The 15393-nt window shown below is 68.0% G+C and carries 11 protein-coding genes; 6 read left to right on the top strand and 5 right to left on the bottom strand.

Annotated features, from left to right (window positions below):
• Positions 1-18 precede the first annotated feature (18 nt).
• Positions 19-1416, top strand: coding sequence for a TIGR01777 family oxidoreductase (locus tag RPIT_RS14020; protein WP_077344008.1), 1398 nt, complete (start codon positions 19-21; stop codon positions 1414-1416).
• A 62-nt stretch (positions 1417-1478) separates the two neighbouring features.
• On the opposite strand, the gene RPIT_RS14025 is transcribed toward RPIT_RS14020, so the two are convergent.
• Positions 1479-3527: an MDR family MFS transporter gene (locus RPIT_RS14025; protein ID WP_077344009.1), complete on the bottom strand. Its 2049-nt coding sequence runs from the start codon at positions 3525-3527 to the stop codon at positions 1479-1481.
• 53 nt (positions 3528-3580) lie between these two features.
• Positions 3581-5383 carry an ABC transporter ATP-binding protein gene (locus RPIT_RS14030; RefSeq protein ID WP_176789357.1) on the bottom strand — a complete coding sequence of 601 codons (1803 nt, stop codon included), beginning with the start codon at positions 5381-5383 and terminating at the stop codon, positions 3581-3583.
• 114 nt (positions 5384-5497) lie between these two features.
• On the opposite strand from RPIT_RS14030, the gene RPIT_RS14035 reads away from it, so the two are divergent.
• Positions 5498-6943 (top strand): MFS transporter, encoded by a 1446-nt coding sequence (locus RPIT_RS14035; protein ID WP_077344010.1) that lies wholly within the window; start codon positions 5498-5500, stop codon positions 6941-6943.
• Between the two features lie 293 nt (positions 6944-7236).
• A complete protein-coding gene (locus tag RPIT_RS14040; RefSeq protein WP_162274585.1) occupies positions 7237-8553 on the top strand; it encodes a chromate transporter in 1317 nt (438 codons plus the stop codon).
• Here the strand turns inward: RPIT_RS14040 and RPIT_RS15125 are convergent.
• From RPIT_RS15125 to RPIT_RS14050, 3 genes are all read right to left on the bottom strand, one after another.
• Complete coding sequence (locus RPIT_RS15125) at positions 8539-8694, bottom strand: hypothetical protein (RefSeq protein WP_157633357.1); 156 nt, start codon at positions 8692-8694, stop codon at positions 8539-8541. The genes RPIT_RS14040 and RPIT_RS15125 overlap by 15 nt on opposite strands.
• A gap of 600 nt (positions 8695-9294) precedes the next feature.
• Complete coding sequence (locus tag RPIT_RS14045; RefSeq protein WP_077344012.1) at positions 9295-10581, bottom strand: citrate synthase; 1287 nt, start codon at positions 10579-10581, stop codon at positions 9295-9297.
• Positions 10582-10760: 179 nt separating this feature from the next.
• Positions 10761-11003, bottom strand: coding sequence for a DUF6458 family protein (locus tag RPIT_RS14050; RefSeq protein ID WP_077344013.1), 243 nt, complete (start codon positions 11001-11003; stop codon positions 10761-10763).
• 192 nt (positions 11004-11195) lie between these two features.
• Here RPIT_RS14050 and RPIT_RS14055 point away from each other — a divergent pair, with 192 nt between their 5' ends.
• The 3 genes from RPIT_RS14055 (at position 11196) to RPIT_RS14065 (ending at position 15390) form a co-directional block, all read left to right on the top strand.
• Positions 11196-12569 carry an MFS transporter gene (locus RPIT_RS14055; protein ID WP_226996275.1) on the top strand — a complete coding sequence of 458 codons (1374 nt, stop codon included), beginning with the start codon at positions 11196-11198 and terminating at the stop codon, positions 12567-12569.
• A gap of 46 nt (positions 12570-12615) precedes the next feature.
• Positions 12616-13830: a TIGR04053 family radical SAM/SPASM domain-containing protein gene (locus RPIT_RS14060; RefSeq protein ID WP_077344014.1), complete on the top strand. Its 1215-nt coding sequence runs from the start codon at positions 12616-12618 to the stop codon at positions 13828-13830.
• Between the two features lie 579 nt (positions 13831-14409).
• Entirely contained in the window at positions 14410-15390 is a 981-nt protein-coding gene (locus tag RPIT_RS14065) for a ribose-phosphate diphosphokinase (RefSeq protein WP_077344015.1), read from the top strand.
• Positions 15391-15393 lie beyond the last annotated feature (3 nt).

A 15393-nucleotide genomic window follows, 5' to 3' on the forward strand; every position in this document is an offset into this window, starting at 1 on the left:
GCGCCCTACTCTTGGTTCATGAACCAGCCGATCGAACGCGCGTCCGACATTCCCTTCCCCCGCGAGCGTGTCTTCGACTGGTGGCTGCGGCCCGGATCACACGAACGGCTGAGCCCGCCCGGGTGGGGCGAGGTCATCGGCGGCGACCGGGACGCGCGGCAGGTGGGCGACACCGTCACGCTCCAGCCGTCGCACCCGCTCATGTCGGCCATCCCCGGAGCGTCGCTGCTCAAGCTGCGCCCGGTGACCGCGCGACTCGACGTCGTCGAGCCGGGCGAGAGGATCGTCGTCGCCCTCGAACACGGGCGATCGCGGTGGACTGAGGAGACGAGGTTCACCGACTCCGGCGACGGCGGCACTCGCGTGGAGCAGCGCGTCTCCGGCGACTACCCCGCGTCCACCGGTGACGCGTTCCAGGCCCAGCTAACCTTCCTCGCTGACCAGGCCGAGGCCGACCTCGCGCTCGTCGAACGGCTGGCCGCCAGGCCGTCGCGCATCGTCGTCGCCGGATCGTCGGGCCTCATCGGGACGCAGCTCGTGGCGCTGCTCAAGATGGCGGGCCACGACGTCACTCGCCTCGTCCGCGGCACCCCAGAAGCGCCCGACGAGGTGCGCTGGGATCCCGCATCCGGTGAGGTGCCGACCGACGTTATCGCGGGGGCCGACGCCGTGGTCAACCTCGCCGGCCACACCATCGGTGGGCGGTTCACCGACCGCAACAAGAAGCTGATCCTGCAGTCGCGGGTCGACAGCACATCCACCCTGGCCAACGCCCTCCGCGACAGGGGATCGTCCGCGGCGCTCATCCAGGCGTCCGGCATCGGGTTCTACGGCGCCCGCCGCCCAGCCGAGCTGCTGACCGAGGAGTCGCGCCGCGGCTCGGGATTCCTCGCCGACGTCGTCGACGCGTGGGAAGCCGCTGCGGCGCCCGCTGTGGACGCGGGGGTGCGGACCGTGTTCGTCCGCACCGGGATCGCGCTCAGCTACGCCGGCGGCGCACTCCAGCGGCAGGTGCCGCTCTACCTCGTCGGGGCTGGCGGTCGGCTGGGGAAGGCGCAGCAGTACCAGAGCTGGATCGGCATCGACGATCTGGTGCGGGCCTACGTGCATGCGCTGTTCACGCCCGATCTGTCGGGCCCGATCAACGCGGTGGCGCCAAACCCCGTCACCAACGCGAAGTTCGCCGAGACGCTGGGCAAGGTCTTGCAGCGGCCGTCGCTGCTGCCCACCCCGTCGTTCGGGCCGAAGCTCATCGTCGGCGACGAGGGGTACGACCAGCTGATCGACACCGACCAGCGGGTGAGCGCGGACAAGCTCCTCGCATCGGGCTTCGAGTTCACGCACCCCACGCTGGAACCCGCCCTGCGGCACACCCTGCTCAGGCAGAGTGGCGCTGGCGGCCACGATTCACCCTGAGAAAACGTGCCTCGGGCGCCGTATAGGCCCTGGCACCACGTTTCTTCAGGGCGAAACCTGACTCAAAGCAGGGTGTCGTCCCAGCGGCGGGTCGCGATGTCAGCCACAAGCGCGCTGTCGAGCATCATCAGCGCGCGGCGAAGGCCTGCCCCGTCGATCCCGTCGGGGGTGTCGATGCGCGGTTTCGTCGGGGTGCCGGCGCGGTGCAGCGAGACCAACTCGGCCACGGCGTCGAGACGGGCGGTGACCGACTCGCTCAGCATCCGCTGCTGCTGACCCCGCTTCGACAGCTCGACGGCGAACGCCTCGTGCTCGTCCATGACCGCCGGGTCCTCGGTCAGGAGGAGCGTGCCGGTGGACCGAAGGATCTGGATGCCCCGCTCCAGGTCCCCGCCGCCGAAGTCGGCGACCGCGTCGCGCAGGATGGGGTTGTCGTCGTGCACCTGCTCGGCCAGCAGGACGAGGTGCGCCCCCATGATCCGCTCGCGCCGCCGCGCGTGCTCGTCCTCGGGCGACAGCATGCGCTCCTGGTCGGGGCTGGACATCGCTGTCGAGTCCAGGATCTCGCGGCCCCGGTCCTCGGGCTGCGCGAGGGTGTCTCGGAGCTTGAGGGGCTTGATGAAGATCGTGGCGAGCAGAGACAATGCGGTGAGCACCGGCAGCAGCAGGAAGACCGCGTGCATCGCGTCGGCCAGTGAGGCGCGCATGATGTCGGCCAGCTCCACCGGCAGGTAGGCGAGTTTCCCCGGGTTGAGCACCGCGTTGGGGTCGAGCCCGCCCGTGGGGATGCGTTCCCGCAGCTCCGGCGTGAGGCGGGATTCGATGCCCGACATCAGGTGCGTGGTCATGATCGTGCCGGCGATCGCCGTGCCCAGCGTGTTGCCGATGTTGCGGAAGAACTGCAGCGAGCTTGTGGCGGTGCCGAGGTCGCGCCGCTGCACGGCGTTTTGCACCGCGAGCATGTAGATCTGGAACGCGAGCCCGTAGCCGAAGCCCAACACCCCCGTCGAGACCACCACTTCGAGCCCGGAGCTCGCGGCGTCCAAGCGCAGCATGAGCAGCGCGCCGACGATCTGGAAGACCCCGCCGGCGACGGCGAACTCCTTGTAGTGGCCGGTCTTCGTGATGAGGTTGCCCACCACGATGCCGATGGCGAAGAGGACGACGTTCATCGGCATCAGGATGAGGCCCGACTCCGTGGCCGTCATCCGCAGCACGCCCTGCGCGTAGACGGGGATGTAGATGAGCACGGCCATCATGCCCATGTTCATGAAGAACGCCGCGACGGTGGACACGGTGAAGACCGAGTTGCGGAACAGGGGGAGCGGGACGATGGGCTCCTCCGCCTTGCGCTCGATGAGGACAAAGGCGACGACGAAGGTAACGCCGACGCCGAGCAGCAGCAGCACCTGGGGGGTCAGCCATCCGGTGGCGCCGCCGAGGCTGATGCCGAGCAGCGTCGACGACACGCCCACGGTCATCGTCGAGATGCCGGCGTAGTCGATCTTGGCGGGGATGGAGAGCTCCGGCACGTGGAGGTGACGCACGACGATGACCAGCGCCGCCAGCCCGACTGGCAGTGAGATGTAGAACAGCCACCGCCAGCTCGAGACGTCGGTGACCCATCCGCCGAGCAGCGGCCCGGCCACCTGCGAGGCGCCCATCACGGCACCCATGTAGCTCTGGTATTTGCCGCGCTGGCGCGCCGGGATGATGGCACCCAGGATCGTCTGGCTGAGCGGCATGAGGATGCCCATGCCGATGCCCTGGACGGTGCGGGCGAAGATGAGGAAGCCGAACGTCATCGCCAGACCCGACAGCATCGAGCCGATCATGAACAGGACCAGGCCGATGATGTAGAAGCGGCGGCGGCCGAAGATGTCGGCCAGCTTGCCGCTGATCGGAGTGATGACGGCGGAGACGAGCATGACGATCGTCGACAACCACGAGTACCAGGCCAGGCCACCCAGGTCGGCCACGATCCGGGGGATCGCCGGGCTGACGATCGTCTGGCTGATCGACGCGGTGAACATGCCGATCACGAGCCCGATGTAGGCCCATTTGATGGCGCCGAAATCGAACGTGGCTGGGGCCTGGGATGGATTTGTCACAGCTTGAGACTGTACGCCTCCATCTCGGCGCTCAGAAATCGCGGGGGTGGCGGCTACGAGGTGATGTCGTAGGCCAGCAGCCTCGCCTTGTCGGCCTTGCGGGTCGAGCCCTGCAACGCCAGGAGTTCGGCGTAGATGCCGCCGGTGGTGGCGAGCTCCGCCGGCGTGCCGATCTCGTCGATCCGGCCCTCGCGGAGCGTGACGATCCGGTCCACCGTCGAGATGGTGGAGAGACGGTGGGCGATGATCAGCGTCGTCCGGCCCTCCATCAGCTCCTCGAGCCCGGCCTGCACGGCGCGCTCCGACTTGGTGTCCAGCGAGCTGGTCGCCTCGTCGAGGATGAGGACGGGGGCGTCCTTCAGCAGTGCGCGGGCCACCGAGAGGCGCTGCTTCTGCCCGCCGGAGAGCTTGACGCCGCGCTCGCCGATCTCCGTGTCGAAGCGGTCCTTGAGCCCGTTGATGAAGCCGAGGGCGTTGGCGCGGCGAGCCGCGGTCTCGAGTTGCTCGTCGGTCACGTCGGCGATGCCATAGGCCATGTTCTCGCGGATGGTGCCGCTGAAGAGGCTGGCGTCCTGGAAGACGACGCCGATCTCGCGGCGCAACTCCTCGGTCGGGACGTCACGCACGGACTGGCCGTAGACGCGGATCTCGCCGGAAGTGGCGGGGTAGAGCTTCATGATGAGGTTGACCAGCGTCGTCTTGCCGCCGCCGGACTCGCCGACGAACGCGACGCGCTCGCCGCGGTTGATCTCCAGATCGATGTCTTTGAGCACCAGGTCGCCGTCGTCATCGCCGTACCCGAAGTTGACGTCGCGGAAGGCGACGACCGGATCCTCGTCGGTCCATTCGACGGTCGCCGACGGCTGGGCCTCGAGTGGGTTATTCGGCTCGTCGATCTCGTTCATCACCTTGAAGTACTCGTGGCTGCCGGCGATCGCGCGCTGAGTGGTGTCGACGAGGTAGCTCATCGACGTGACGGGCTGCCGGGCCATCGTGACGAGCTGGATGAGCATGACCATGACGCCGAGCGAGTACTGGCCCTGCGCCGTTTGGACGAAGATGATGGCGTAGATCGCGAAGAAGACGACGTCGAGCACCCCGCGGCGGGCCAGGTCCATCCGGTGCCAGAACGCCGACTGCTCGCGGGTGAGCCCGACCGCAGCGTCGTAGTGACCGGAGAACTTGTCCAGCTCGCGACGCTCGGTGACGAACGACTTCACCACCCGCATCTGCCCGATCACCTCGGCGAACCGGCCGCCGGCGATGTCGTAGTGCTCGTTCTTCTGGTGCTCCCACACCTGCCAGCGCTTGCTGGTGAGGGTGGTCAGCCACACGAACGTCGGGTAGATGAGGATGAGCAGCAGCGCGAGCCACGGCGAGTAGAACAGCGAGATGCCGAGCACCGCGAACACGGTGATGAGCATCGGGAAGAAGCTGTTGGAGAACATCTGCAGGAAGTCGGTGATCGACGTGATCGACCGGTTGAGCCTGGAGATGAGGGTGCCGGTGAGCTCGTTGTCGTAGTAGCGCTGGGGCAGGCGCAGGAGCTTGTGGAAGTAGCGCTGCGACAAGATGACGCGCAGCCGCGTGGCCATGAGGTCCCCCCAGAACCCGGTCAGGTTCGAGATCGCGGAGTTGGCGAGGTTGATCACCAGCAACGCGACCGCCAGCCAGATCAGGGTGCTCACCGCGCCGCCGCGCCCCTCGACGATGCCGACCACCGTGTCGGTGGCCCTCGCGATGACGAACGGGGTCATCAGGCTGGTCACCGCGATCGCGATGGCGCCGATGACGATGCCGAGGTAGAGCGGCCACAACTGCTTGGCGGTGGCCATGATCTTGATGATGCTGCGCAACGAATTACTCCTTCCCTCGAACTGTAGCCCGCACGGTGCGGACGGCTGAAGTTGGGCGGCCGCGCGACGGCGCCGGAATCGGGGATCCGACGGCGGGGTGATAGAACTGCCCTCATGCCGACTCCCAACCGCAACGTCATCACGGTGGAGGGGACCGACCGCACCTTCTCGCGCGTCCGGATCCTCTTCGTGCTCCTGATGTCGATGGGGATGTCGCTCATCGCCGTCTCGTCGGTCAACGTCGCGCTGCCCGCGCTGGAGCAGGGGCTCGACGCGTCGTCGTCGGATCTGCAGTGGGTGCTCACGGGCTACGCGCTGGCGATCGGGGTGACGCTCATCCCGGCCGGCCGGGCGGGCGACGTGCTGGGGCGCGGGGCGTTCTTCGTCGTCGGGGCGGCGATCTTCACGATCGCCTCGCTGGCCTGCGGTCTGGCCCCGACGCCGCTGCTGCTCAACCTCGCCCGCATCGTGCAGGGCATCGGCGCGGGCCTCTTCTCGCCCCAGGTCACCGGCATGATCCAGCAGTACTTCTCCGGCGGGGGACGCGCCAAGGCGTTCGCGCTGCTGGGCGTGGTGATCTCGGCGTCCGTGGCGGTGGGGCCGGTGCTGTCGGGTGCCATCATCTCCGCGCTGGGCGAGGAGACGGGGTGGCGCTGGGCGTTCTTCATCTACCTACCGGTCGGGCTGGCGGCGGTGGTGCTGGCGCTGCTGTGGTTCCCGTTCGAGACCGAACGGCAGCTCCGCAACCCCGGCCGGGCGCGCAGCCGGATCGACCTCGACCCGGTCGGGACCGTCCTCGTGGTGGCCATCGTGCTCGCTGTCATGTACCCGTTCATGGCCCGGCAGCCGCTGGCCTGGACGCTGCTCGCGGTGGCGCCCGTGCTGCTGTGGATCTGGATCCGCTGGGAGCGCGGCTATGCGGAGTCGGGGCGCGAGCCCATCGTCGACCTGACGCTGTTTCGGTACCGCTCGTACCGCAACGGGCTCATGGTGTCCGGGGCCGTCTTCCTGGGGGTCACCTCGACGTTTGCGGTGCTCGCGCTGTTCCTGCAGTCGGGGCTGGGCGTCAGCGCGATCTTCGCCGGCCTGATCGGGCTGCCGAACGCGATCAGCAGCGCCATCTCCGCGACGGTGACGGCCCGCTACGTGCTGAGCCACGGCCGGCAGCTGGTCATCCTCGCCGTCGTCCTTCTGCTCACCGGCACCCTGCTGAGCCTGCTCGTCGCGTGGCTGATCGGGGCCTTCGGCATCTCCTTCTGGTGGCTGTCGCCCACGCTGGTCCTGAACGGTCTGGGTATGGGCATCTTCGGATCGGCCAACCAGACCCTCAGCATGCAGGACATCCCGCCCGCCCACGGCGGCACCGCGAGCGGCATCAAGCAGACCATCGAGCGGATCACGACGGCGCTCGGCAACGCGGCGATCACTGGCCTGTTCTTCGTCGTGGTCGCCGACGTCTCGTGGGTGAGCGGGATCGCCGCCGCCTACGCGGCGATCGCCGTGTGCCTGGTCGTCGCGTTCGGCCTCGGCCTGATGGACCGACGCCAGCACGCTCGCTGATACGACGACGACCTTGATCCCTGAGCTGGTCGAAGGGTAACGACGTGACTGTGGTCACCGCCCTTGTGGTCAGACGACCCTGATCCCTGAGCTTGTCGAAGGGTGACGACCGTGACTGTGGTCACCGCCCTTGTGGTCGGGGGCGGCGGATGCGTAGGGGCCGTAACCCTTCGACAAGCTCAGGGAACGGTGCGACAAGCTCTCGGAACGGTGCGACAAGCTCTCGGAACGGGGCGATTGGTGGGAGCGGGGGGATCGTGGAACAGTATTCCTCGATCCGAGGAGGTGGCGCTGTGGAGGAGCTCAAGGGCGGGCCGAGGCAGGTCCTGTCGGCCATGCTGACCGCAGGAGTCATCGGTTTCGGCGGTGGCAGTGCCCTGATCCCGGTGATGGAGCGGCTGACGGTCCACAAGGGGCTGCTGGCGGCCGCCACCTACACCCGCCACGTCGTCGTCGCGAACATCACCCCCGGGGCGCTGCCCGTCAAGCTGGCCGCCGCGGCGGGCCTCAACCGGGGCGGCGCCCGCCTCAGCACCGCCTCCGCCCTCGTCGTCGCGCTGCCTGGAGCGCTCGCCACCCTCCTGCTCATGGTCGGCATCTCGGCGCTGGGGGAGGGCGGCCTCAACCTGCTCAACTTCGCCTCCGTCGGCATCACCGCGTTCATCATCGCCCTGCTGGCCGGCTACGTCATCAAGGTCCACAGCCACGCCGGATCCGCTTGGCCCAAGTTCGCCCTCATCACCGCCGTGACCGCGGCCGCCACGGGCGCCAACGTCATCGCCGCAGTGGGTGCCGAGCTGCTGGGACTGCCCGAGCCGAGCGGCGAGCTGCCGCAGCTATCGGCAGTGCAGGTCATCCTCGCCGCGCTCGTCGCCATCTCCGTGGCCAGCCTCGTCGCCCATCGGGGCGAGGAGCGCAGTCAGAGCCGCCTGCAGCTGCGGTCCATGACCTCGATCTGGCGCGCCACCGCCGCCTTCGCCGTGCTGACCGCGCTCGGCCTCGGCCTGTTCGTGGTGGCGGCGGGGACTTCGGGGCTCGCGTTCGGTAGCCTGCTGGCGCTCTCGACCATCACCGCCTTCGGCGGCGGCGAGGCATACATCGCGGTCGCCGACGGTTTCTTCGTGCAGCCCGGCCTCATCGACGCCGGCGTCTTCTACACCCAGTTGGTGCCCATCGCGAACGCTCTCCCGGGGCCGATCCTCGTCAAGGTGGGTGTCGGGTCCAGCTACCTGTTCGGCGTCGCGCACGGCGCCTGGCAGGGCTGGGCTCTCGGCGGGGCAGGCCTCCTCATCACGGTGGGCGCCTGCTGCGCGCTCGCGGTCCCGGTGCTGGGGCTCTACAAACAGCTGAAGGACCATCCGGTCATCGTCGGCATCGGGCGCTACATCCTTCCGGTCATCTGCGGGCTGCTGGTGTCCGTGGCGGCGACGATGCTCGAGGTGTCGGCCGGTGTGATGGAGGACGTCGTCGACCCGGTGGGGCCAGCACTGTGGGTGCTGGTGGCCGCGGCGGCGATCCTGACGGTGCTGCACGTCCGTAAGCTCGCGCCCGACCTGGTGTTGCTGGCCGTCGCCGGCGTGCTGTCGCTGGTGGCGCTACTGCTGGTGTGACACACCCATGATGTCCGCGGCCGGACGTCCGGACGAGATGAGCCGCGCCATCTGCTCGATCGCGGGCGCCGCATGGCTGAAGAACGTGTAGTAACCCTCGCACAGGTAGTTCTGACCCGGCTGGCCGTCGACGAAGGTCACGGCCGTAACCCTTCGACAAGCTCAGGGACCTTGACCCCTGAGCAGTGACGAGCGCAAGAGCTAAGGAACGTCCGTCGAAGGGTGGTCCCTGAGCAGCTCGCGAGGAACGAGCGAGCGTCCGTCGAAGGGTAACGGCCCCGATCCCTACCGCCGCCCCCGACCACAAGGGCGGCGACGAAGGTCACGGCCGTAACCCTTCGACAAGCTCAGGGAACTGGCCTCGACAAGCTCAGGGAACTGGCCTCGACAAGCTCAGGGAACTGGCCTCGACAAGCTCAGGGAACTGGCCTCGACAAGCTCAGGGAACTGGCCCCTGAGCAGTGATGTAGAAGGCCCGGGACGATCCGGCAGCCCCCCAATGCTGCCGGCCTGATCACCGGGCCGCTTCCATTGTCAGCCGCCGCCCGGTAATTGGGGCGGTCGAAGGCGGCTGTAGAGCGTACGGACCTGTACGGACTCGGTCGAAACGGGCAATTCAGCTGCAAAGTCAGGCAAAACGCCTTGCCAAACGGCAGATGGCATACCAAATACCGGATCGTGAGGAACGCCGAACGGCCCCCACAGCCGGGGCTGCGGGGGCCGTCGAGGAGCGGACCGAGGTCAGCGCTCGTTGATCGGCGAGTAGGTGCGATCCTTCTCGCCGACGTAGATCTGCCGCGGGCGGCCGATCTTGCGTGCCGGGTCGGCGTGCTGCTCGCGCCACTGGGCGATCCAGCCGGGCAGACGGCCGAGTGCGAACAGCGCGGTGAAGTGCTGGGCCGGGAAGCCCATCGCCTCGTAGATCAGGCCGGTGTAGAAGTCGACGTTGGGGTAGAGCTTGCGCTCGATGAAGTAGTCATCGTTCAGCGCGGTCTCTTCGAGCTCCAGAGCCATGTCGAGCAGCGCGTTCGACGCGCCGGTCTTGCGGAGCAGCTGATCGGCGTGGCCCTTGATGATCTTGGCGCGCGGGTCGTAGTTCTTGTACACGCGGTGGCCGAAGCCCATCAGCTTCACGCCGGACTTCTTGTCCTTGACCTGGGAGACGAACTCCTTGATGTCGAGGCCCTCGTCGTTGATTCGGGCGAGCATCTCCAGCACCGCCTGGTTGGCGCCGCCGTGCAGCGGGCCGGACAGCGCGTTGACGCCCGAGCTCATCGAGGCGTAGATGTTGGCATCGGCCGAGCCGACGAGACGCACGGTCGAGGTCGACGCGTTCTGCTCGTGATCGGCGTGCAGGATGAACAGCGTCTCGAAGGCCCGCACAATGTCGGGATCGATCTCGTACTCCTCCTGCGGCGTGCCGAACGACAGACGCAGGTAGTTCTCGACGTAGCCCAGCCTCGTCTGCGGGTAGAGGAACGGCTCGCCGACCGAGCTCTTGTAGGCGTAGGCGGCCAGCGTCGGCATGGAGCCCAGCAGTCGCAGCGAGGCTTCCTCGACCTGCGCGGGGTCGTGCACCGACAGGTTGTCGCGGTGGAACGCGCCGAGCGCCATGATGCCGGCGGCCAGCACCTGCATCGGGTGGGCACCGCGGGGGAACGACCGGTAGAGCTCCTTCAGCCGCTCATCCAGCATCATGCGGCGGGAGATCTTGCCGCTGAACCGGTCGAGTTGCTCCTGGGTGGGCAGCTCACCGTAGATGAGTAGGTACGCGACCTCGATGAAGGTGGCCTTCTCCGCGAGCTGCTCGATCGGGTAGCCGCGGTACTGGAGGATGCCCTCGTCGCCGTCGATGAAGGTGATCGCCGAGGTACACGAAGCGGTGTTCACGAATCCCGGGTCGAGCGTGGTCGCGCCGGTGGTGGCCAGGACCTTGCTGATGTCGAAACCGTTGTTTCCCTGCGTGGCTTCCACGATCGGCAGTTCAAGTTCGAGTTCTCCGTATTTGAGGACTCCGCTGTCGGTCATGCATGTGCCTTTCTCTGATTGAAAGCGTCCAACGGTGGGCGCGAAAACCGTCTTCGTTGGCCGGTGGACACCCACCTTACAACCCGAGCGTAACGGGGTGGCAATTCGGTCCATACGTGCGCTCTGAGCGTGAACAGCCCCGGTCGCGCGTGGCGACCGGGGCTGTTCGCTGCTCGGGATCAGAGCCCGTCGTGCGACTCCGACCGGCGGACGGTCTCGCCCGTGTTGGGGTCCTGGACGACGCGGGACTCGGTGACGCGGCTGCGCTGGGAGGCCATGAGCGCCCAGATGAGGCCGATGACGCCGGCACCGATGAGGATGTAGCCGACGAGGTCGAGGCTGATGTAGGGGATTTCGGCATTGACTGCCCAGGCGAGGATCGCGCCGACGGCGATGAGGACGATTGCAGAACCGATTCGCATTGGTTCCTCCTAGGGGGTCGAGCGCAGAGCGCAGTGTGGGACTGAGCATAGGGCCTTGACCAGCGGCGATGCAGTAGATCGCGCTGTCGGGCGCGTCGCGGGAGGGGTGGCGGCGACGTCGCGTGGGGTTGCGTGGCCCTTCGATGTGTGGATCTGCGCTGCCGTGGGGGCGATTGTGGTTACGGTGGGCCCGTGACGAATCTTCAGGAGGTGCCCGGCCTGACGCCCGGGGCACTGTCGGCGACGGAGGCCCCGCGGAGCAGGGTCATCAGCTGGGCGCTCTGGGACTGGGGGACGCAGCCGTTCGCCACCGTCATCACCACCTTCGTGTTCTCGGTGTACCTGACGAGCTCGGCGTTCGGTCCCAAGGACGAGGTGACGATGAAGCTCGCCTGGGCCACCGGCCTGGCCGGGCTGCTCATCGCGCTGCTGGCGCCGGTGCTGGGGCAGGGGGCCGACCGCACCGGGAAGCGGATGTTCCACCTGCGGTGGCAGACGTGGGTGCTGGCGGCCATCTGCGCCGCGATGTACTTCGTCGCGCCCGCCCCGGAGTACTTCCTGCTCGGCGCGGCGCTGCTCGGCGCGGGCAACGTCATCTCAGAGATCGCCAACGTCAACTACTACGCCGCCATCGATCAGGTCAGCACCCCCCGCAACGTCGGCCGGGTGAGCGGCCTGGGCTGGGGTCTCGGGTACCTGGGCGGCATCGCGATCCTGCTGCTCATCATCGCGGTGCGCGGCTCGGAGTTCGGGCCCGACGACGTCCGCGTGGCCATGCTGTTCTGCGGCGCGTGGACGCTCGTGTTCACGGTCCCGATCTTCGTCGCCCTCAAGGACCGGCGCCCCGACCACGTGGCACCCAAGATAGGCATCCTCGGCTCGTACCGGGAGTTGTTCCGTTCGATCAAGTGGCTGGCCAGGACCGCGCCCAACACGCTGTTCTTCTACATCGCCGCCGCACTGTTCCGCGACGGGCTGGCCGGCGTCTTCACCTTCGGCGGCGTGCTGGCGGCGGGCACCTTCGGGTTCGCCTTCTCGGAGGTGGTCATGTTCGGCGTGGCCGCCAACGTGATCGCCGGCGTAGCGACGATCGGCTTCGGCCTGATCGACGACAGGATCGGGCCCAAGACCGTCATCCTCACCTCGCTGGTCTCGCTCATCGCGCTCGGCACGGCCATCTTCATCTTCCACGACGGCGGCAAGCCGGTCTTCTGGGCTCTCGGGCTGGCCATGTGCATCTTCGTCGGGCCCGCGCAGTCGGCGTCGCGCTCCTTCCTCGCGAGGCTGATCCCGGAGGGGCACAGCGGGGAGATGTTCGGGCTCTACGCGACCACCGGGCGCGCCGTCAGCTTCCTGGCCCCGACGATGTTCGGCGTGGCCATCGCCGTCGGAGCGACGTTCACCGACTCGGCCGAGGAGTCGGCGCAGCACTGGGGCATCCTCGGCATCGTGCTGGTGCTCGCCGTCGGGTTCGTCTTCGCGCTGTTCGTCAAGGACCCGTCCAAGCATCCCGTGGTCGCGGTGCCGCCCGAAGTGCGGTCGATGGACCCGCGTCGGCATCAGTAGCGACCCGGCTGCAGGCAGCTCTCACTACGCCTTGTAGTATCGCGGCGTGAGCCCGCATCCTGGATCCCATCCCCACGAGGCCCGCAAGGGCGTCGTCCGCACCTTGCACCACGACGCGGGGGAGCGCCCTCACGTGCTGGTCTGGGAGGTGACGCGCGCCTGCCAGCTCGCCTGTCGTCACTGCCGCGCCGACGCCTTCACGCGCGCCGACCCGCGCCAACTCACCACCGACGAGGGCAAGGCGCTGCTCGACAGCTTCGCGTCCTACGGCACCCCCCGGCCCATCGTGATCCTCAGCGGTGGCGACGCCTTCGAGCGTGACGACCTCGAGGAGCTCATCGCGTACGGCACCAGCATCGGGCTGCCGATCGCGCTGTCGCCGTCGGTGACGCCGCTGCTCACCGACGAGCGCCTCGCCTCCGTCCGGGAGGCCGGCGTCAAGGCGTTCTCCCTGTCTCTCGACGGCGCTACCCCCGAGACCCACGACTCCTTCCGCGGCATCGAGGGCACGTTCGACGACACGATGGCCGCCGCCAAGCTGGTGGTCAAGCACGGCTTCCGGTTCCAGGTGAACACGACGATCTGCCGCAACAACCTCCGCGAGCTGCCCCAACTCCTTGCGACCGCGATGAGCATGCAGGCGCACATGTGGTACGTGCTGTTCCTCGTGCCGATGGGGCGCGGCTCCAACCTGGAGCCGCTCAGCCCGGAGGAGATGGAAGACGTCCTGCACTGGCTGCACGACGTCTCCGACCGGATCGCCGTCAAGGTGACCGAGGCGCCGAACTACCGCCGCGTCGCGATCCAGCGCGACGACGCCCGGACCGCCGGTCAGCCGATGCCCCCGACCGGTGAGCTGCACGCGTGGCTCACCGAAGAGACCGAACGGCTCCTCGGCGAGGTGACCGAGCGTCGCCCACCCCGGCCCCCGATCGGGGTCAACAGCGGCCGCGGGTTCGCGTTCGTCGACCACATTGGCGACGTCTACCCGTCGGGGTTCCTGCCGCACCGCTGCGGCTCGGTGAAGGAGCAGTCGTTCCCCGAGATCTACGCCGAGGCCCCGATGATGAAGGCGCTGCGCGACCCGTCGTCGTACGAGGGCAAGTGCGGGGTGTGCGAGTTCAACTGGATCTGCGGCGGCTCCCGCGCCCGCGCGCACGCCATGCTCGGCGACCCGCTGGCCTCGGACCCGACCTGCGTGTGGATCCCCGAGGCGTGGCGCCCCTCGGCCCCCGTGATCCCTGAGCTTGTCGAAGGGTAACGGCCCCTTTCCTGGCCGCCGCCCTTGGGCACCTGAGCCTGTCCACGTGATCCCTGTGCTTGTCCCCGTGATCCCTGAGCTTGTCGAAGGGTAACGGCCCCTTTCCTGGCCGCCGCCCTGGTGGTCGGCTCGTCGAGGCGTCAACCCCGACGCCAACGGTCAGGCCCGAACGCCAACGGTTAGGTTCAAACGCCAACCAACCTCCCCTGACGCCGCCGAGACTCAGCGACGCCCGTGATATTTCGCGGGCGTCGCTGAGTTTCGCCGGCGTTTTTCCTTGTCAGGTGGCGTTTCCGCATATCCGTTGGCGTCTCGACGTCCGCGTTGGCGTTTGTGGATCTCCGTTGGCGTCCGGCGCCTGGTCCTTGGCGTTTCCTTCCCTGGTTGGCGTTTCCTGCTCCCGGTTGGCGTTCTGACCGGACGGTTGGCGAATCGTCGGGCGGCGACTAGGAACGGGGCCGTTACCCCTTCGACAAGCTCAGGGAGCATGGGGACAAGCTCAGGGATCAATGTGGTACCCGGACATACCGCGGGCGAGGAGCACTAGGCTGAGGCCAACCTGCGGGAAGGGCATCATCCGTGAAGGGCATCGTAGTTTTCTCCGGCTCGGCGCACCCCGAGTTGGCCGACGAGATCTGTGGCTATCTCTCGCTTCGACGATCCGGGGTGAAGATCTCCCGGTTCAGCAACGACTGTCTCCAGGCCCAACTGCTGGCCAACTGCCGGCAGCGCGACGTCTACATCGTCCAGCCGCTCGTGCCGCCCACTCAGGAGCACCTGATGGAGCTGCTGCTCATGGTCGACGCGGCGCGCGGGGCGTCGGCCGGACAGATCACCGCCGTCATCCCGCACTACGCCTACGCGCGATCGGACAAGAAGGACTCGTCCCGCATCTCGCTCGGCGGGAAGCTCGTGGCCGACATGCTGGCGGCCGCCGGCGTCGACCGGGTCCTCACGATGGCTCTCCACGCGCCACAGGTGCACGGGTTCTTCTCCGTCCCGGTGGACCACCTGACGGCGCTCGGCGTCATCGCCGACCACTACCGCGAGCGCGACCTCACCAACTGCGTCGTCGTCTCGCCCGACCTCGGCAACGCCAAGCAGGCCACGCTGCTCGCCCGGCTGCTCAACTTGCCTGTTGCTGCGGGCTCCAAGCAGCGGCTCGCCGACGACCGGGTGGTCATCGACGCCATCGTCGGCGACGTTTCAGGCAAGCGCGCGATCGTGCTCGACGACGAGATCGCCACCGGGGGATCGATCCTCGAGATCTGCAACCGCCTAGCGGACTTCGGCGCAGAGGAGGTGTCGGTCGCCTGCACGCACGGCCTCTTCACCGGCAACGCACGCGAGAAGCTCACCTCCTGCGGGAAGATCGTCGAGGTGGTCTCGACGAACACCGTGCCGCCGCCGTCGAACTTCCCGGGCCTCCAGGTGCTGAGCGTCGCCCAGCTCTTCGCCGAGGCGATCGACCGGATCCACAACGGGCGCTCGGTGAGCAAGCTCTTCAACGACGTCGACCCGTCCTACGCGCCGCCGCCCCAGCCGGAGGGGCTGTTCTGAGGC

The organism is Tessaracoccus flavus, assembly GCF_001997295.1.
GTDB classification, from domain to species: Bacteria; Actinomycetota; Actinomycetes; order Propionibacteriales; family Propionibacteriaceae; genus Arachnia; species Arachnia flava.

Coding starts and splice junctions, on each gene's coding strand:
- RPIT_RS14035 (WP_077344010.1), top strand. CDS start 5,498: ATGCCGACTCCCAACCGCAACGTCATCACGGTGGAGGGGACCGACCGC.
- RPIT_RS14050 (WP_077344013.1), bottom strand. CDS start 11,003: ATGCGAATCGGTTCTGCAATCGTCCTCATCGCCGTCGGCGCGATCCTC.
- RPIT_RS14020 (WP_077344008.1), top strand. CDS start 19: ATGAACCAGCCGATCGAACGCGCGTCCGACATTCCCTTCCCCCGCGAG.
- RPIT_RS14045 (WP_077344012.1), bottom strand. CDS start 10,581: ATGACCGACAGCGGAGTCCTCAAATACGGAGAACTCGAACTTGAACTG.